The organism is Mesorhizobium sp. M1169, from assembly GCF_040318345.1.
GTDB lineage: Bacteria > Pseudomonadota > Alphaproteobacteria > Rhizobiales > Rhizobiaceae > Mesorhizobium.
Window position 1 is genome coordinate 1 of the sequence record NZ_JAMYME010000053.1, and the last position, 17030, is coordinate 17030.

Genomic DNA, 17030 nt, shown 5'->3' on the forward strand with positions numbered 1-17030 from the left:
GATGTCGCGCCGGAAGGCCAGGGCGCGGATGGGATTGCCGATGAGCTCGGTCAAGGTGATGACCGGCGCAACCGCCGCGCTCCCTGTGATGAAAGTCACGGCGGGGATCAGCAATAGACCTCCGCCTCCGGCCGAGAGGGTGTTCAGTGTCCAGGTGAGAAACCCCGCCAACGCCAGGAGGCCTAGTCTAATCCAGTCCATCCGATCAGAACGAAGCGGACCTTTGATCGTTCCGAACGCGTCGGTTCGCAAAAGCCCGGCCCGCCCCTTGAGTCTCGTGTGCGATGGAAAGGTGATCTCAGGCGCAATGCTGGTGGCGGAGAGACGCCGTGCCAGAGAACCATTCCCGAGGCGGGAAGAAGGCCGACGATCGCTCCGAGTCGGCCGAACTCCGCCGTTGGACGCGCGCGCGGACGCCCAATCTAGCTCTTTTTGACGGCGACCTTGTCGAGGGCTGCGCGCAGTCCTTTCGCCAGCTTCTGCGCATCGTCGTACGCCCAGAAATGCATGAAGAAGAGCCGCGGCTGCTCATCGAGCATGTGGCTATGCAACGCGGTGATCTCGATGCCGTTGTCCTGCATGGCTTTGATAACCGGATTGACCTCCTTTGCTGTCAGCACAAAATCACCCGTGATCGCCGCCTTGCCGCCACCTGTCGATTGGAAGTTAATCGCTATTGCCGAGCCCATGGCCGCCGGCACTTCCATTCCATTTTCCTCGACCGGCTCAGCGCGCGAGATCGTGAACTGGTAGACCGCGCCATTGGCCTTACCCTTATAACCGATGGTTTGGTCGACACCGGCCGTGTCGAACTCGATCTGTGGTGCGGCTTGCGGCTGGGCGCCGCCTCCCATCGGTGTTTTGCTCAGCGCCAATCCGGCATGAAGCGCTGTGGCGAGCGTAACCGGGTCGCCTTGGCCGAAGACGTGCATGTAGAGTGTCATCGGCTCCGCGCGCAGCAAGTGGTTGTGCACCGCAGTGATCTCGATCCCGCCTTCTTCAAGCTTCTTCATGACCGGGTTCACCTCGTCCTGCGTCAGAACGATGTCGCCCATGACCATGGCCTGATCTCGCATGGGTTCGAACGCGATCCAGCCTCCAAGCGCAAATCCGGCTTTCAGAGATATGCCATCGAGCGATACCGTCAGGTCCGTTCGAGGCAAGCCCACCCGGTAGACACCGCCAGGCATCTCGGTTCCGGATTTGCCGAGCGCCTTAGCGATTGTTTGCCAATCGGGTGCCGCCGATGCCGGTTGGAGCAGCGCCGACATCGCGATCAGCATTGCTCCGGTTACGAGTTTTGCATGCATGGGGTTTCTCCTTGTGATCTGCCCCCATTGCCCAATTCGTCATGCGGCCGCCGGCTTGATGGCGGGTGGCCAGCTATGCGTTTCCGCCTTGCGGCCCGAAGCCCACGCGTAGAGCGCGTCATAGATGACGAAGCCGTGCTTCAGCACCTCGTGGTCGTCGGGCGTCAGGTCCCGCAGACCCATGGAGATCGCCAGCAACCCTGCCGACTGTGGCGTGAGATCGTGCCGGTCCGTGTCGGCGCCGCGTACGATCGCGGCAATGGTTACGATCGCCGGGTCGCGCTCGAGCCCATTTTTGGAAACGAAGGTGTCGAAACTGCAGCCGTCGCCGACATGGGTGAATTCGACGCCGGGCACGTCGTAAGGCGTGGCGCCCGTTTCCTGGGCGACGCGGATCACCTGATCGGGCGGCACGAAGAGGAACTCAGGTTCCTTGTCGATGAAGCGCGCAATCAGCCAGGGGCAGGCAATGCGGTCGATGACCGGACGTTCGCGGGTAACCCATTTCATGGCGCAATCCTTTCTTCGTTGACTATCAGAGGGACAGTGCGCGCGCCGATCGCATGCCAAGCGGCAATGCCGCCCGAAAGCGCACTTGCGTCGACGCCGCGACGGCGCAGTTCGGCGACGGCGTCGCCGCTGACCTGGAAGCCATAGAGGCAATAGACAATGACCGGCCTGTCCTTCGGCAGTTCATCCGCCCAATCGGCGATCTTCTCGGGCGCGCGGAGCTTGGCCCCCGGCAGCATGTCGCCGCGCTTTGCCAGATCCTCGGCAAGGCAGACGTCCAGCACCACGAGATCTTCTCCTTGATCGAGGCGCGCCCGCAGTTCCTCCGGCGCAATCGCTGGAACCGCGTCGTCCGATGCCGATCCTGTTGAAGGATCTCGCTGCGCGACGGCCCGGCGGTGGCGGGCAGCGACCCGTTCCCAATGGATATTCTTCATGAAGGCATCAACATAGGCGCCGGCCTTGGTGCCGAAATCCATGTGGTAGGCATGCTCGTACATGTCGAGCGCAAGGATCGGCATGCCGCCGGCAAGACAGTTGGTGTGGTCCGCCGCCCATTGGATCGTCAGTCGGTCGCGCCGCTCCGACCAAGTCAGCAGGGTCCATCCCGAGCCTCCGGCCTGTGCCTTGGCACAGGCCATGAACTTGGCGCGCCAGGAGGCCACGCTGCCGAAGTCGCGCTCCAGTGCCGCAGCGAGATCGCCTCCGGCATCGCCGGTGCCACCGAGTCCGTCGAAATAGATTTCGTGCAGGATTGCTGAATTGGCGGCGACCAGTTCCTCGCGTTTCAGACCGTTGATGTCGAAAACTGGCGCCGCGCCCCAGTCGAGCCCGTCGAGCCGCTGTTCGATGGCGTTGAGGCGACGAACGGCGCCGCCATAGTTGTTTTCGTAGTGACTTGCCAACAGCCTCTCGGAGAGGCCGATGAGGCGAGGCGGCTTGAACGGCAACGGCATGATCTGGTGTGGCATCGGTTTCCCCACTCTGCGGCACGGCCATCCGTGAGGAGGCGAACGCTATGCTCGAATGAAAAATGATACAAGTGTTGCATTTGGCTTTGTTCGTGATACGGTTCACTTATGAGTGAGGGGCAATCACAGGAGCAGCGCTGGCTGCTCCTGATCCATCAGCTGCCGAGCAAACCCGCCTACTTCCGGGTGAAGATCTGGCGACGCTTGCAAGGCATCGGCGCGGTCGCAGTCAAAAGCGCCGTTTACGCCCTGCCGGCCAATGCCGAGATGCAGGAGGATTTCGAATGGCTCCTCAAGGAGATCGTCGCTGGCGGCGGCGAGGCGATGATGTGCGAGGCGCGCCTCGTAGATGGTTTGTCCGACACCCAGGTCCGAGCGCTCTTCGATGCAGCCCGTGACGCCGACTATGCGGAGATCGTCAAGGAAGCGCGCGATCTGGCCGCAGCGATCAAATCCGACGCGCCATCGGAAAGACAGGCGGAAGCGCGTTCGCAGCTCGGCCGCCTGCGCAAGCGGCTGGCCGAAGTGGTGACAATCGACTTTTTCGGCGCCAGCGGTCGCCTCAGCGCCGAGGGACTAATCGCCGAGCTCGAGGCACTGCTTATAGAGGATGCCGCCATGACCAAAGAACCGAAGAAGGCGGCCGGGCCGAACGACCTCAAGGGGCGCGTCTGGGTCACGCGCCGGGACGTACATGTCGACCGCATCGCATGCAGCTGGCTGATCCGACGTTTTGTTGATCCTGACGCGATCATCCGCTTCGTGGCGGGCAAGGGATACGAGCCGAAGGAGGGGGAATTGCGCTTCGACATGTTCGAGGGCGAAATCACCCATGAGGGTGACCGCTGCAGCTTCGAGGTGCTGCTTGCCCGCGCCGGCATAACCGATCGGGCACTTCAGGCCATCTCCGAGGTCGTACACGATATCGATCTCAAGGACGGCAAGTTCGGTCGCGAGGAAACAACGGGCATCGCCAGCCTTATCGCTGGCATCGCCATGGCGAATGCGGGCGACGAGCAACGGATCGCCGAGGGCGCTTCGGTGTTCGACAACCTCTATCGATATTTCCGCTCGAAGCGCGGCTGATCCGAGGAACTAACCATGGTCAATGCGGAGAGCACCGTGACAGCACCTAACCGACCAGACGACACGCCCGGTCATGGCATTTCGTTCGCTGAGGCCACGCGGGTGTGGGCGCGTGTGGCCGCGCTCAGCTTCGGCGGCCCGGCGGGTCAGATCGCCATGATGCACCGCATCATCGTCGAGGAAAAACGCTGGATCGGCGAGACCAGGTTCCTGCATGCGCTCAATTACTGCACGCTGCTGCCCGGACCGGAGGCACAACAGCTTGCCATCTACATCGGCTGGCTCATGCACAAGACCAGAGGCGGCCTCGTCGCCGGTATCCTGTTCGTGCTGCCTGGTGCGATCGCCATCATGGCGTTGAGCTGGATCTATGCAATCTTGGGCAATGTCGGAGCAGTTCAGGCCCTCTTCTTCGGCTTGAAGGCAGCGGTCCTTGCCATCGTGCTCGAAGCGGTGTTGCGGATCGGCAGACGGGCGCTCAAGAACAATGCCATGATCGGGCTTGCGGCGGCGGCCTTCATCGCTCTGTTCTTCTTCCACGCGCCATTCCCGCTGGTCATCCTGGCTGCGGGTGTGATCGGTTACGTCGGGGGACGGGCAGGGTGGGCTGCATTCCAGTCGGGCAACGGACATGACAAGGTCGGCGGCAAGCAGGTTGCCGACGCCGATACGGCGCTTGGCGAAGGGGTGCCTGCGCATACCCGGCCATCCGTCAGCTGGTCGCTGAGGATCGCAGCGGTATGTCTGCTGCTGTGGTTCGTGCCGGTCCTGGTACTTCTGGTGTTTCTTGGGCAAGGCAATGTCTTCACCGACATCGCGATCTTCTTCTCCAAGATGGCGATGGTCACTTTCGGCGGCGCCTATGCGGTGCTCGCCTACGTCGCTCAGCAAGGTGTCGAGCACTACGGCTGGCTCAAGCCGGGAGAAATGCTGGACGGCCTCGGCATGGCCGAGACCACGCCCGGTCCGCTCATCATGGTCACCCAGTTCGTCGGATTCATGGGCGCGTATCGGGCGCCAGGAATGCTCAGCCCGCTGGTCGCCGGAACACTCGGCGGTCTGCTGACGACGTGGGTAACCTTCGTTCCCTGTTTCCTGTGGATATTCCTCGGCGCGCCGTTCATGGAAACGATGCGCAGCAACAAGGCCTTGTCAGCAGCATTGTCTGCTATCACGGCGGCGGTGGTCGGTGTGATCCTGAACCTGGCGGTGTGGTTCGCGCTTCACGTGCTGTTTCGCGAGCTGCGTGAGGTCAGCTGTCTGGGCACGACGGTGGACGTTCCCGTGTTCAACTCCATCAACCTTCCGTCTCTGGTGCTGACGCTCGGGGCGCTGCTGGCGGTATTCCGTTTCAAGATCGGTATGATCCCAGTGCTCGCCGCATGCTCGATCCTCGGCTTGCTCCACGGGGTGGCCAGCGGATCGATTTAAGCTGAGCGGTCGGCGTAACCATTCTCCGGCAGGAGGCATCCTTGACAGCCCAAAGGCCGATGAATGCTCTGCACGGACCGGTCGCGAAACGGCGGTTTGCACTCCTGCCTTCCGGTGCCGGGCCGGCAGCCACCTATCTACTGGCTTCGAGAGGATTGCGGGCGTTTGGCGACGGACTCGTCAGTCTCCTCCTCCCTGCCTATTTGGCCGTGTTGGGCTTCGATGCCTTCCAGATCGGGCTCCTCGCTTCGGCCACACTGGCGGGTTCGGCGGCGCTTACCTTGTCCGTTGGGTTTGTGGCACATCATTTCGCGCGTCGATCGCTCCTGATCGCAGCGGCCGTATTGATGATCGCCACCGGGATCAGCTTCGCCCTGGTCAGGGATTTCTGGCCGCTTCTCGTGATCGCCTTCCTCGGGACGCTGAACCCATCCTCGGGCGACGTCAGCGTGTTTCTGCCGCTGGAGCATGCGCAACTCGCTCATAGCGTGAGGGATCGCGACCGCACCGCGCTCTTTGCACGCTATAGTGTGGTGGGGTCACTTGTTGGCGCTGTCGGCGCTCTGGCGGCCGGCGCACCTGACATGCTTCGACAGCTTGTCGGACTGGAACTCAGGCAGGCGCTTCAGATCGCTTTCCTCCTCTATGCGGCCTTGGGGGTGGGATCGTTGCTTCTATATCGACGGTTGCCGAATGAACCGCTTGATCCGGGGGCGACACCGGCCGAGCCATTGCGCAAGTCGCGAGCCATCGTCCTGACGCTGGCTGCGCTTTTCAGTCTCGACGCCTTTGCAGGCGGCCTGGTGGTTCAGTCACTGCTGGCTCTGTGGCTTTTCCAACAATTCGGCCTGTCGCTCGCAGCGACGGGCGCGATCTTCTTCTTCACGGGTATCCTCTCGGCAGCGTCCTACCTGGTGGCAGTTCAAATCGCCAAACGGATCGGGCTTGTAAACACGATGGTGTTCACGCATTTGCCGTCGAGCCTTTGCCTTTTGCTCATTCCCTTCATGCACAGCCTGGGTCCGGTCATTGTGCTCTTGCTGATCCGGAGCGCGTTGTCGCAGATGGATGTGCCAACCCGCACCTCCTACGTCATGGCCGTGGTATCGCCTGGTGAGCGGGCTGCAGCAGCGAGTGTCACGGCGGTTCCGCGCAGCCTCGCGGCAGCCGCCAGTCCGGTTCTTGCCGGCTCCCTGCTCGCTGTTTCAGGTTTCGGTTGGCCACTGCTCATCGCCGGCGCCTTGAAGATTGTCTACGACATCCTTCTGCTCGCCATGTTCCGCAAGGTCCGTCCACCCGAGGAACGTCGGGATGGTTAGTAGCCGCCGCAAATGCGTGCCTGACTTGGCAACGACAAGCGAAATGATGACCGTGCTCCAAACGCTTATAGAGTTTCAACGTACAATCTATTTGGCTCTGGCCGAGGAGACCACGTATCTGGCGGGTTCGGACGCAAAGGTTTCTCACGGCCTCCTCGTATCGACAACCCCTATCGATCACCCATGTGACAACAGCGCTTCTGTCTCAATCGCCCTGGGGAGCGTTGGCCGCGCTCTCTGCTGGAAGACATCAGCTGCGGACTGCTTGGGTTGATCGGCCTATGGCTGCTGTGGGGGCACTCAGCTATGGGCATCATCACAAGCACGAAGGCGAAGCCGTCGGAGTTATGGCCGGACTGATTCCTTGTCCGCTCGCTGTTCGTCATGACGTTTGCGATCGCGCGCGGCGTGCCAGCGGCCGGCATCTTGTTCGCCGGCACGATGATGATTGGCGTGGCGATCACGCTTTCGGCCGTCGCAATTCTGTCGATCCTGCTGCGCGAACGCCTGGTGTGGTTTGTCGAAGGTAGGTCGCGCCTGTTCGAAGCGATCACCCAGGGCGTTGCCGGCATTGTGCTTGCCGGCGTGGCGGTTTGGTAGATTTCATCGGCGTGAGGCTGTTTGACCTTAAGAACAGCAAGGTTAGACAAGCGCCATCCCAACACCGTCAGGTTGGTGGCATTTCTGACTGGTCCGGGAAACTGATCGCCGGCGGTCCCTCGGCCCAGGTACAACTGGTGATGGACATATATCCCGCGGTATGCAAGGTTCTCAATGAGTTCGCTGGTGCGCCATAAATGCATGGGGTGAATGCAATGCGGGACGAAATCGATGAATTCGTAGAATTATCAGCGTTGCTTACTGGTCAATACAATATTGTAATTGATCCCGAGGATGCAACATTGGCTCGCCCAATCGCTGCGGAATATCGTCGACGCCTTTTTTCAGTGCTTCCCGATGGACTAAGAGTCCTGATCGACGCTTATAAGTCTATTACATCGATCGAACCAAAACCCAAGATAGACGACCTGTTACTATCAGCGTTGAAGGCGACGCAAGGTTACAAAAATAACGAGTTCGTCGCCAAGCAGATCGTGAATATCTGGTACTTCTCGCAGTTCAAGGCTGAGGCGATGGGGGAACTCCTCGACGGCGGTTACTATGAGGAAGGCCTTGTTTGGCCTCTCATCAAGGCGCACCCTATCGGTTTTTCAAACCAGCCGCACGGGTATTGGACCAAGCAGCCTTGAGTATGGATTGGGTGCCGCCTGCCCGCGGCCGGAGATGATCATGGCAAGCGACTACGACATTGTCATCATAGGATCTGGTGTCGCCGGTGCCCTTTGTGCTTGGAAACTCAGCCGTTCTCGTCGCTATAAGATTTTGATCATCGAGGCTGGGGATAACGGCATCACAGCCGGCCAACGGATCCAATTCCACCACACTATGGATTCTCAGGGCAGCCGCGGTGACATGTATGCGCCATACATGGACCTCGAAAGCCGAATTTTTGCGCCAGCACCAGAAAAGTCCCAGCTCAGTCTCGCAGAGCAGAGGGACCAAGGGAAGGAGAAGTACTACGACTATACGCTAGCTACCACGGATCCGTTCAAAGCCGGTTACAACCGTATGGTTGGCGGAAGCACATGGTCATGGCGAGGGAATTGCCCTCGGTTCATCCCCAGCGATTTCAAACTTAAGACTAATTTTGGCGTAGGCCGCGATTGGCCGCTCGACTACCACGAACTGGAGCCTTGGTATTGCCAAGCTGAGGCGGAACTCGGCGTTTCTGGGAATCACGAAGAGTGGGACGGGCTCCACGGTGGATACCGCAGTCAACCGTTTCCCATGCGCGGCATCCCATTTGGATACAGTGATCACCTAGTCAAGAATCGCATCGAGGGAAGAACGGTGCGAGGAAAGACGGTGCAAGTCGTTACCACGCCGCAAGCTCGAAACACCGTCGAATATGATGAACGACCGGCCTGCGAGGGCCATTCAAATTGTATTCCGCTGTGTCCTATCCAAGCCAAGTATGATGCAACGGTTCATTTACGGCGGGTGCTTCAGGATCCGGGTAGTCGGGTCGAACTGAAAAAAGCCGCCGTGGTGACTCGCCTTGGTAAGGAGGAAGATGGGCGAGTGCGCCAAGTCTTTTACAAGAACTGGCGGTCTGACGATCCACAGAAGGAACGGTCCGTCAGTGCGGAGGTCGTGGTGCTCGCGGCTCACGCGATCGAGACTCCGAAGATCCTGCTGATGTCTGGCAATCTCGCTAATCGAAGCGATCAGGTGGGGCGAAATCTCATGGATCACATCCAATTTGAGGTAACCGCCCTGTTTCCCGAGCCGCTCTATCCGTTTCGAGGGCCCCAAACGATCTCAAGTATTGAAGCATTTCGGGACGGCGCCTTTCGCAGCAATCGCAGTGCCTTCCGCATGACGATCGGCAACGACGGCTGGGGACGCGCCGGTTCTCCTGCCACCGTGATCGACAAACTTCTAAGTGGCGGAAAGTTCGGTTCTGCTTTGCCGAGTGAGATTGCAAGCCAGATACCGAAGATGTTACGGTTAAGCTTTTCCACTGAGATGCTTCCAGAAAGTAAAAATCAGATTGATCTTTCATCAAAGCTTGATGCATTGGGGATTCCGAGACCTCGATTTACATTCGATGTTGGTGACTATGTGCGATCAGCTTTGAATGAAGGCTTCGACACAGCGAAGGATCTGTTTGGTGTAATGGGCGCAACGATCGAGAACGAACAGGAAATGCCCCCGGGAAAATGGAACACCGCTGCGCACATAATGGGAACGTGCATCATGGGCGACGAGCCGACAAATTCCGTCGTTGATCGTTGGGGCCGGTCGCATGACGTTCCAAACCTTTGGATCGTCGGTTCGAGCGTTTTCTCGAGTAGTGCCACAGCGAACCCAACCTTGACGCTCGCCGCGTTGAGCCTTCGTACGGCGGCGGCGATCGAGCGGCAGATGCACAGTCAGACTAGCTAGCGATGTCGAGTCACCTGACGGCGATTCCATCCACTTACTTGCCTGATCCATATCTGGTCAATCGCCTTCCAGGCGGTTCACAGCGTACTCAGCGCTCGTGATGTTCTTGCAATATTTCAAAGCCGAATTCATCCTGTTTTAAACTAAACGAGAGGGCATGAAATGGGCGTCGTTGATATCCAAGGCAAAGTCGACGTCTTTCAATATTGGCCTCACGGCTCGTCAGACGTCGACACCTTGAAATTCATTCCCGACCTTGCATCAGCGCAGTATGTCGGGGACGGGGCCTTGACGAATGTTGGAGCGTTTTTTGAAAGAGGTGGCACGTTTCAACCCGACGACAACAATCCAGGAGAGGAGAAATTCAAGTCAATCCTCCGCAAAGCCGGAGGAGTGTCGCTTTCCGTCCGGCTGCAGGGCATTGATGCGCCGGAAACGCACTATTCGCCCAACTATCGCGAAGGCATGTTCGACGGCGACTATGCCAAGTGGATCGCCAAGCACATTGCCCGGCAGAAGTCCTATCGCCAGCCCTATGGCAAACTCTGCACCGATCTTTTCGCCAACGGCCTAAGGACGCAGCTCGGCATCGGCTCGTTCAATTCGGCCACTCCGGAAGTTCTGGTCGACGCGAAGGTCAGAATCCTAGCGGATGGGATCGATGGCGCGGTTGATGTCTTCGGCAGAGTGCTCGGATATGTCACGCTGATCGGCAACGGCCTGGAAATCGTCTTGAACGACCATGCCCTGACGCAGGGTTTCGCCTTCTGCTCATTCTACGGCAGCATGGCCATCGACGAGATGAAGAGACTCTCCGACCTCTTTGCCACGCACGGGGAAGGCGGAGCTCAAAAGTCGCAGCTGAGAAGCAATGTCTCGGGCCAGCTTCGGGATTTCGAGTCCGAGCTGTGGACGACAAAGTCGATGCGCGACACCGATCGCGACGACAACGGCGCTGACTCCTTCCGCTCAAAATGTTTCGATCCGAAGTTGTTTCGGCGATGTATCGACTGGGTCGGGCGCAAGGAAGCACTCGGGGAATCTACCGCGCTGCTCGACTACATGCGGTCCAACGACGAGGCCATCGTGTTGCTGAGTGACTTCGTCGCAGCAAAAGGCGATTGGAACAAATCCCGCAAATTCGCCCTCGGCTCTCTGATCGCAAAGGACGGTGCGTTCTCATACAAGACTGGTGAAGTGGTTTTCGAGTCGCGCCCTGTGGAGATCGTCAACGATCAGCACCAGCCGTTGCCAAAGAGCTTCCTCACGCCCTATCCGTGAGACGGTACCGGCGGAGCCATTGCGCAAGTCTCGAGCCATCGTCCTCACACTCGCTGCGCTCTTCAGCCTTGATGCCTTTCCAGTCATTGGTGGCAGTGCAAATCTCCAAACGGATCGGGCTCGTGAACACCATGGTGTTTACGCACCTGCCGTCCAGTCTTTGCCTTTTGCTCATTCCCTTCATGCCCAGCCTCGGTCCGGTCATCGTACTTCTACTTATCAGGAGCGCCTTGTCGCAGATGGATGTACAACCGCACCTCGTCATGGCCGTGGTATCGCCTGGTGAGCGGGCCGCAGCCGCGAGTGTCACCGCTGTCCCGCGCAGCCTCGCGGCAGCCGGCAGCCCGATGCTTGCCGGCTCGCTGCTCGCAATGTCCGGTTTCGGTTGGCCGTTGCTCATCGCCGGCGCCTTGAAGATTGTCTACGACATCCTTCTGCTTGCGATGTTCCGCAGGGTTCGTCCGCCGGAGGAACGACGAGATGGGCCGCAGCAGCCCGTAGCATGCCCGAGCCAACATGAGCGGCGCGCGCCACGTCATTCTGCAGGTCGAGGCCTTGGCGACCGCTTGACCAGCGTACCAATGGCTCCATTTTATCGGTACCGATGCTCGCTCTTCAGCGCGAGGTGTAACTGATATGTCGAGAGCTCTCTTCGCTTTTGCGCTCGCAGGCGTCTGCCTGATATCAACAACGGTGTATGCCGATAATGTCGATCTGGGGCTAGGAACTTTTCACCGAACCTGTCTTGCCCATGGCCCCGACTTCGAGCGAACCGCCGCTGTGGCGAAGGCGCGTGGGTGGACACCGCTATCCGGTGACGCAGCGCTTGCTCCAGTCGATGACGTGGATGCCTTTCAGGGGTGGGTTGTGACTGGCAACGATCTACCTGCCGGAACCATAATCGCGGTGACCAAAGCCACCTTGAACGGCAAGGCGGTGCAGACCTGCCGCCACGACGCTGCAGAGAATCGCACTGCGGTCAGCGCGGCCCAGCCGCTTACCCAGCTCGTCTTCGAGGACAAGCTTGTGCCGTAGCAGCGCCGCGAACCAATCGGCCCGGTCCGCCGCATCCGGTATCTCGGCCACAACGATGGCGAGGTCGACATCGCTCTTGTCGTTGAACTGCGCACCGTCGCGATAGACCAGGCTGCCGAAAGCATAGATGCCTTGGGGACTGAGGTCCACGTGCACGGCCTTGGCCCACTCGATGAGATATGACCTCGTCTCTTCGACATGCTCAGCGGACAACAGTTTTCTCCTTCTTACGAAATGCGTCTCGGCAGCAATCACCGCAGATGCCATAGTTGAACTTGGCAACCGGACCTTCAAGGCGGGTACGCCGCCGGCGACCCGATCGTGCGGCGGTGCGCGGGCTGCTGCTTCAGGTTACCCTGCAAACCGATTCAATTAGGTCGGCTCACACCTAGTCTAGCCGGACCCGCCGCCTTCGTATCTGAAAGTCGCCTTCGCCAGTTATTTTGAGCGCATGCCGTGGCTGGAGGTCTTTGACCCTGGCGCTCGTTATTCTCCTGTCGCCGGTCGGACATCGGAAGAATTCCAGAAAGAAGCGATAGGCTGTCCAGCTGCACTGGTCATAGACGTCCCGACCGGTGGCGCCGACTATCCTGTTGGCTGAACCGCAGCGCATGCCGGCTGGGTCATATGCGAATACGAAGGAATCGCTGGAATGTCCCAGCATTTTGTCGCATTGCTCCTTCAGCTCCTTATGCGCGTCAGTCGACATATTTTCGTCCGGTCCGATTCGCTTCGACTGGACAAGCACCCCCTTGGAATATTTCTGCTGGGGTGTGTCGAGTTCAACATGCAGAAGGAGGTCGGCGCCGTATTTCTTCTCTTCACCGCTGCGCCGGTGGGTGAGTATGGAGGCATTCCAGGTTATCCCCTCAGTCTGGAGACTCTGAAATCCCTCACGGAAGGCCCCGACAAGAGTACCGGACAGGTCATCCTCGTGCTTCACATATCCAGAGCCAAGATCACCCATGATCCTATCGGTAATGTCTGCAGCCTTATGAGCCGCTTCGCGAATTGCAGTCTCGAAAGACACTTCGCTCCCCCTCCAGCCTTACCTCTTGAATCTAGACGAAAGTTGCCGATCACCTACCTGACTTATGGGATTATCCACCAGAAAGAGCAGAAGCTATCAGAGCTGGAGTTCGGACTGCGCTATTGGATAATCCAGGCGGAATTACACACCGCCGTATCGCCGACGAAATAGCCTTCTCCGTAAGTTCGACGATGACCATCACGGAGACATCTCACATCGCGCGCGCAATCACGCGGTCGATAGAGATCGTCGGTTCACCGTCCGGACCTCGCCAAGGCCCATGACGAGATGAAGTTCGGCGGACTGCGCGCCTCGCTCGTCTTCTTCGATCGACGCGAGCCAGAACCACGGCAGTCGGCACGCGCATTGATGGCCTATGTCGGTTTCGTCGTCCTCGGGAACACAGAGGATCTGACGGCAGGTAGCACAGGACACATGAAAGACTCTGCAACGATCGCACTTGCCGACGCTGTGGACGAACGCCTGTCGCCTCGGGGCTGCGGTACCGTCGAGCGCCAGAAGGCCAGGCGAGACCTCCGGATAGCCGTCCCAGAAAACGCGTCCGTTCTTGCAACTGGGACGAGAGCAGCGTGGCCAAGTTCTCGGATCGAAATCCTCAAGATGGTCGAGCGGCAGCAAGCGGATGCTCACAGCAGTCTGGGCGCGCTTCTCGGCCGCTACCGTATGTCCGTGGGGACAAACGAGATAGCCATGGGTGGCCCCTACCTCTTCCATCATCCCCCGGAAGGTCTCTACGTCCTTTACATCGATCTTGCGCTTCCGCCGCTTCGCGTCGACGATAATCCGCCGACTGTTGTCAGTGTCGTGCCGCGCTTCGATCAAAACGTCGATCTGTCGCTTGACGCCCGTGATGGCACCCAGGACCGAAGCGTTCGGAGTCACGCAAAACTCCGTTGACAGCTGGTCCGCCATCAAGCGAGCGACCAAGCGCTCATAGAGTTTCCAGTCCTCCCATACGTCCTTCATCGAGATCGCCCCCCTAGACGCCACGCCCTGCGCAGTTGCGACATGCTACATTACCCGGAATGGGGAGGACGAGATGGAGAGAATCGAAGAATTCGTCGACGATCGACAAAAGTCGTGGTGTATCCACTGCACTAGGCGGCTCACCGAACTTGAGACAACTGAGGATCACGTCCCGACGAAAAGCCTGCTGGTCAAACCTCGCCCACATCACCTCCCCGTCGTCACGATCTGTCGCGACTGCAACAATGGCTTCTCGCGAGACGAGCAGTATGCGGTCGCCTTCCTCAGTTGCGTTCTCGCCGGTTCGACCGATCCCGAAAAGCAAAGGAACGCGAGCGCTGCGCGAGCGCTAACCGAGAGCGCGGCCCTGCGCGCAATGATAGATCAGACGAAGAGGGAGTTTCCTGTGGCGGGAGGGGAGACACGCATCGTTTGGCAGCCGGACATCGAGCGCATCGAACGGGTGGTCCTAAAAAACGCGCGAGGCCATGCATTCTTCGAGTTCGGCGAGCCCAAGATGGAGGCTCCCGATCATGTGTGGGCTCGCCCCTTGACCAGCATGTCAGAATTCGAACGTGCGGAGTTCGAAGGCACAGCTGACGCAGGAGGTTTCTCCGCTTGGCCCGAGGCTGGCAGCCGGATGATGACGCGCATTGCCACTGGGCAGGACATGGATGGAGACTGGGTCGTCGTGCAAGACGGCACCTACCGCTACGCGGTCGACGATGCCGAAGGTCTACGCGTGAGGTCGATTATGTGGGAATTCCTTGCTACAGACGTCCATTGGGAGCACTAAGGGCAATTATTAGAGGCGTGTGTTTTTGATTGTAGCGGCGGAGCGCTACATCGCGTTGCCCACATTCGGACCAAGCCCTGTTCCTTCTCAGGCGATATTGTCCACGTCGACGACGTGAAGTGAATGGGCCAGAGAGTGCGTCAAACTCACAATACAGCGCGCAGGCTATTGGGGCCTAGACGGTGTGAGTTCTTGCGACAATCGACCAAATCTGTCCTTGCCCGAGATGCGGTGCCTCCGTAAGGTTGCGATTCGGTTCGGTGCTAAGCGGCCGAAAGTGCGATAGACTCTGAGGAGGGCGGGTGTCTGGCAATTTTCGTGCGATCGGCCGCGGACGGCGGGCCGTCCGAGAGTCGCGTTCCGAGCTTCGGCGAATTCGTCGGAAAACAGCGCGCAAGAACACGTCTTCGCAACAAGCGACTAGAGAGGACGTGATTTCATGTACCCCAATGAACGGAGAAGAAGCCGATCCTTCCGGTCTGACTCCACGGTTTCTTGCTGTCGACTTTTTTTGCGGCGCTGGGGGAACAACGAGGGGCCTGATTGACGCTGGCGGTTACGTCATCGCCGGTGTCGACAAGGAGCCTCGCTGTCGACGAACTTACGTCGAAAACAATTCCAACCGAACCTTGGACGCGGCCGAGCCGGGCTACCTGGAGTACGACATCTTTCCGAGTACGGAGCTATATCCCGCTGGTCAGCAGGCGGCTTTGATTGAGAAGCTCGACACATTGATCGCGCAATATCGGGCTGCCGCCCGATCGGCACCGCTGCTGTTCGCGATCTGCGCACCGTGTCAGCCGTTCACGACGCTGGCGCGCAAAGAACTCAGCGACGCCCGCAAGAAGCGGCGAGAGCGCGACAGCAATCTGCTGATCGAAGCCGCAGTGTTCGTCGAGCGTCATCGGCCTGAGATGGTGCTGTCGGAGAACGTCGCCGGTATTGGCGACCCCCGATACGGCGGAATCTGGGACGACTTCCAGGCGAAGCTAAAGGCACTCGGATACACGACAGGGACTCGCCGAATCTGCACCTCTGGATTCGGCATTCCGCAGTACCGAAAGCGGTCGATCCTTTTGGCAATCCGCAGCGAGCTGGTTCGTGAAGAGGCACTCTCCACGTTGGTCGAGGATGCGCTTCATGTTCCGGAGGTCGATCAGTCAGCGTCGCCGGTTTCAGTCCAGGAAGCCATCATGCATTTCCCGGCCCTGGGAGCAGGCGAGAACGACCCGACCGTTCCCAACCATCGCACCCGCTCCCTCAGCCCGCTGAACCTCAAACGACTCGCGGCAGCGAAGCCAGGGGAGAGCAATCTCTATCTCGAAACCACCGAACATGGTGACCTAAGCTTGGAGTGCCACCGAAGAGTCAACGCTCGTCTCGACGATCGTTGTTTTACCGACGTCTACACGCGGATGCGACCGAACCGTCCGTCGCCGACGATCACGACGCGTTGCCACAGTATTTCGAACGGCCGCTTCGGCCATTACGACACAGCCCAAATCAGGGGCATTTCGCTGCGCGAGGCCGCCGCTCTGCAATCATTCGGGGACGACTACGTCTTCCATCCAACTGAGATGATCGAACCGGTCGCACGGATGATCGGCAACGCTGTTCCTCCGAAATTGGCTCGTTTCTTCGCCGAGCATTTGGCGTCCTCGGTTAAGCCAATCAGCGGTTCGCGGCCCGCGACGCCTTAAGCCGCTCGATGACGTCGCTCGTGCCGATGTGCAGCCGGCACGTCCATATAGTCAGGACGGTCCAACCCGACGCCTCCAGAGCAGCGACTGCAGCCGCATCCCGCTCCATGTTACGTTCGATCTTGCGCGCCCAAAACTCTGCGTTGGCGGTCGGCCGGCGACCCCGCGGACAGTCGTGACCATGCCAGAAACAGCCGTGGACCATGATTGCGGTTCGGTATTTGGGCAGCACCACGTCAGGCCGTCCGGGAAGATCGCGGACATGGAGTCGAAAACGAAACCCTGCCGCATGGAGTTCACGCCGTACGCTGCGCTCGGGTGCGGTATTCCCGCTCCGGATCTGGGACATTATGCGCGATCTGGTCTCCGGCGTTATTCTGTCCATATCCTAAACCGCTGAGAAGCCCCGATATCGATCTGGCTGAAAGCTTTGCCGACGCATTTGGATTATCGCAAGCTAAGTCGTGTAGTTTGAAGAGAGTTGCATTATGTTTCGGTTGACAATCTAAGCATCACGGGCTGGATTGTGTACCCTCGGGGGAGGTTTCTTGGGGCATTGGTATCC

The 17030-nt window shown here is 59.2% G+C and carries 16 protein-coding genes and 1 pseudogene; 10 read left to right on the plus strand and 7 right to left on the minus strand.

Going from position 1 to position 17030, the window contains the following annotated elements; translation table 11 throughout:
* Positions 1-422: 422 nt before the first annotated feature.
* From NKH41_RS30515 to NKH41_RS30525, 3 genes are read right to left on the minus strand one after another with little or no spacing between them, the layout of a single operon-like run.
* A complete protein-coding gene (locus NKH41_RS30515) occupies positions 423-1310 on the minus strand; it encodes a DUF1259 domain-containing protein (RefSeq protein ID WP_352773341.1) in 888 nt (295 codons plus the stop codon).
* 39 nt (positions 1311-1349) lie between these two features.
* The gene (locus NKH41_RS30520; RefSeq protein ID WP_352773338.1) at positions 1350-1820 is read right to left on the minus strand and encodes a chromate resistance protein ChrB domain-containing protein; all 471 of its coding nucleotides are present in this window, start codon (positions 1818-1820) and stop codon (positions 1350-1352) included.
* Positions 1817-2791, minus strand: coding sequence for a Fe-Mn family superoxide dismutase (locus NKH41_RS30525; protein WP_352773335.1), 975 nt, complete (start codon positions 2789-2791; stop codon positions 1817-1819). Before NKH41_RS30525 ends, NKH41_RS30520 begins: the two co-directional genes overlap by 4 nt.
* Positions 2792-2899: 108 nt before the next feature.
* Here NKH41_RS30525 and NKH41_RS30530 point away from each other — a divergent pair, with 108 nt between their 5' ends.
* The 8 genes and pseudogenes from NKH41_RS30530 to NKH41_RS30565 all read left to right on the plus strand — a co-directional run.
* Positions 2900-3877, plus strand: coding sequence for a chromate resistance protein ChrB domain-containing protein (locus NKH41_RS30530; RefSeq protein ID WP_352773332.1), 978 nt, complete (start codon positions 2900-2902; stop codon positions 3875-3877).
* Positions 3878-3892: 15 nt separating this feature from the next.
* Positions 3893-5308: a chromate efflux transporter gene (chrA, locus tag NKH41_RS30535; protein ID WP_352935392.1), complete on the plus strand. Its 1416-nt coding sequence runs from the start codon at positions 3893-3895 to the stop codon at positions 5306-5308.
* A gap of 41 nt (positions 5309-5349) precedes the next feature.
* Positions 5350-6627 carry an MFS transporter gene (locus NKH41_RS30540; protein WP_352773326.1) on the plus strand — a complete coding sequence of 426 codons (1278 nt, stop codon included), beginning with the start codon at positions 5350-5352 and terminating at the stop codon, positions 6625-6627.
* Between the two features lie 384 nt (positions 6628-7011).
* Positions 7012-7227: a hypothetical protein gene (locus NKH41_RS30545; RefSeq protein WP_352773323.1), complete on the plus strand. Its 216-nt coding sequence runs from the start codon at positions 7012-7014 to the stop codon at positions 7225-7227.
* Between the two features lie 215 nt (positions 7228-7442).
* Complete coding sequence (locus NKH41_RS30550) at positions 7443-7877, plus strand: hypothetical protein (protein ID WP_352773320.1); 435 nt, start codon at positions 7443-7445, stop codon at positions 7875-7877.
* Positions 7878-7917: 40 nt separating this feature from the next.
* Positions 7918-9636 (plus strand): GMC family oxidoreductase, encoded by a 1719-nt coding sequence (locus NKH41_RS30555; protein ID WP_352773317.1) that lies wholly within the window; start codon positions 7918-7920, stop codon positions 9634-9636.
* 162 nt (positions 9637-9798) lie between these two features.
* Positions 9799-10917 (plus strand): hypothetical protein, encoded by a 1119-nt coding sequence (locus NKH41_RS30560; protein WP_352773314.1) that lies wholly within the window; start codon positions 9799-9801, stop codon positions 10915-10917.
* 59 nt (positions 10918-10976) lie between these two features.
* Positions 10977-11390 (plus strand): annotated as a pseudogene (locus NKH41_RS30565) (MFS transporter); the annotation flags it as partial.
* 409 nt (positions 11391-11799) lie between these two features.
* Here the strand turns inward: NKH41_RS30565 and NKH41_RS30570 are convergent.
* The 3 genes from NKH41_RS30570 to NKH41_RS30580 all read right to left on the minus strand — a co-directional run bounded on the left by NKH41_RS30570 (position 11800) and on the right by NKH41_RS30580 (position 13969).
* Positions 11800-12207 carry a nucleotidyltransferase domain-containing protein gene (locus NKH41_RS30570; protein WP_352935397.1) on the minus strand — a complete coding sequence of 136 codons (408 nt, stop codon included), beginning with the start codon at positions 12205-12207 and terminating at the stop codon, positions 11800-11802.
* 133 nt (positions 12208-12340) lie between these two features.
* Complete coding sequence (locus NKH41_RS30575) at positions 12341-12982, minus strand: hypothetical protein (RefSeq protein ID WP_352772912.1); 642 nt, start codon at positions 12980-12982, stop codon at positions 12341-12343.
* A 228-nt stretch (positions 12983-13210) separates the two neighbouring features.
* A complete protein-coding gene (locus NKH41_RS30580) occupies positions 13211-13969 on the minus strand; it encodes a restriction endonuclease (RefSeq protein ID WP_352935400.1) in 759 nt (252 codons plus the stop codon).
* A gap of 73 nt (positions 13970-14042) precedes the next feature.
* Between NKH41_RS30580 and NKH41_RS30585 the strand changes: the two genes are divergently transcribed.
* Together NKH41_RS30585 and NKH41_RS30590 are read left to right on the plus strand one after the other, a co-directional pair.
* Positions 14043-14765, plus strand: coding sequence for a hypothetical protein (locus NKH41_RS30585; RefSeq protein WP_352772906.1), 723 nt, complete (start codon positions 14043-14045; stop codon positions 14763-14765).
* A gap of 449 nt (positions 14766-15214) precedes the next feature.
* Positions 15215-16465 carry a DNA cytosine methyltransferase gene (locus NKH41_RS30590; protein WP_352772903.1) on the plus strand — a complete coding sequence of 417 codons (1251 nt, stop codon included), beginning with the start codon at positions 15215-15217 and terminating at the stop codon, positions 16463-16465.
* Here the strand turns inward: NKH41_RS30590 and NKH41_RS30595 are convergent.
* Entirely contained in the window at positions 16437-16850 is a 414-nt protein-coding gene (locus NKH41_RS30595; RefSeq protein WP_352772900.1) for a very short patch repair endonuclease, read from the minus strand. The genes NKH41_RS30590 and NKH41_RS30595 overlap by 29 nt on opposite strands.
* Between the last annotated feature and the right edge of the window lie 180 nt (positions 16851-17030).

Coding starts and splice junctions, on each gene's coding strand:
- NKH41_RS30590 (WP_352772903.1), top strand. CDS start 15,215: ATGAACGGAGAAGAAGCCGATCCTTCCGGTCTGACTCCACGGTTTCTT.
- NKH41_RS30560 (WP_352773314.1), top strand. CDS start 9,799: ATGGGCGTCGTTGATATCCAAGGCAAAGTCGACGTCTTTCAATATTGG.
- NKH41_RS30515 (WP_352773341.1), bottom strand. CDS start 1,310: ATGCATGCAAAACTCGTAACCGGAGCAATGCTGATCGCGATGTCGGCG.
- NKH41_RS30595 (WP_352772900.1), bottom strand. CDS start 16,850: ATGGACAGAATAACGCCGGAGACCAGATCGCGCATAATGTCCCAGATC.
- NKH41_RS30550 (WP_352773320.1), top strand. CDS start 7,443: ATGCGGGACGAAATCGATGAATTCGTAGAATTATCAGCGTTGCTTACT.
- NKH41_RS30520 (WP_352773338.1), bottom strand. CDS start 1,820: ATGAAATGGGTTACCCGCGAACGTCCGGTCATCGACCGCATTGCCTGC.
- NKH41_RS30525 (WP_352773335.1), bottom strand. CDS start 2,791: ATGCCACACCAGATCATGCCGTTGCCGTTCAAGCCGCCTCGCCTCATC.
- NKH41_RS30530 (WP_352773332.1), top strand. CDS start 2,900: ATGAGTGAGGGGCAATCACAGGAGCAGCGCTGGCTGCTCCTGATCCAT.
- chrA (WP_352935392.1), top strand. CDS start 3,893: ATGGTCAATGCGGAGAGCACCGTGACAGCACCTAACCGACCAGACGAC.
- NKH41_RS30580 (WP_352935400.1), bottom strand. CDS start 13,969: ATGAAGGACGTATGGGAGGACTGGAAACTCTATGAGCGCTTGGTCGCT.
- NKH41_RS30585 (WP_352772906.1), top strand. CDS start 14,043: ATGGAGAGAATCGAAGAATTCGTCGACGATCGACAAAAGTCGTGGTGT.
- NKH41_RS30545 (WP_352773323.1), top strand. CDS start 7,012: ATGACGTTTGCGATCGCGCGCGGCGTGCCAGCGGCCGGCATCTTGTTC.
- NKH41_RS30555 (WP_352773317.1), top strand. CDS start 7,918: ATGGCAAGCGACTACGACATTGTCATCATAGGATCTGGTGTCGCCGGT.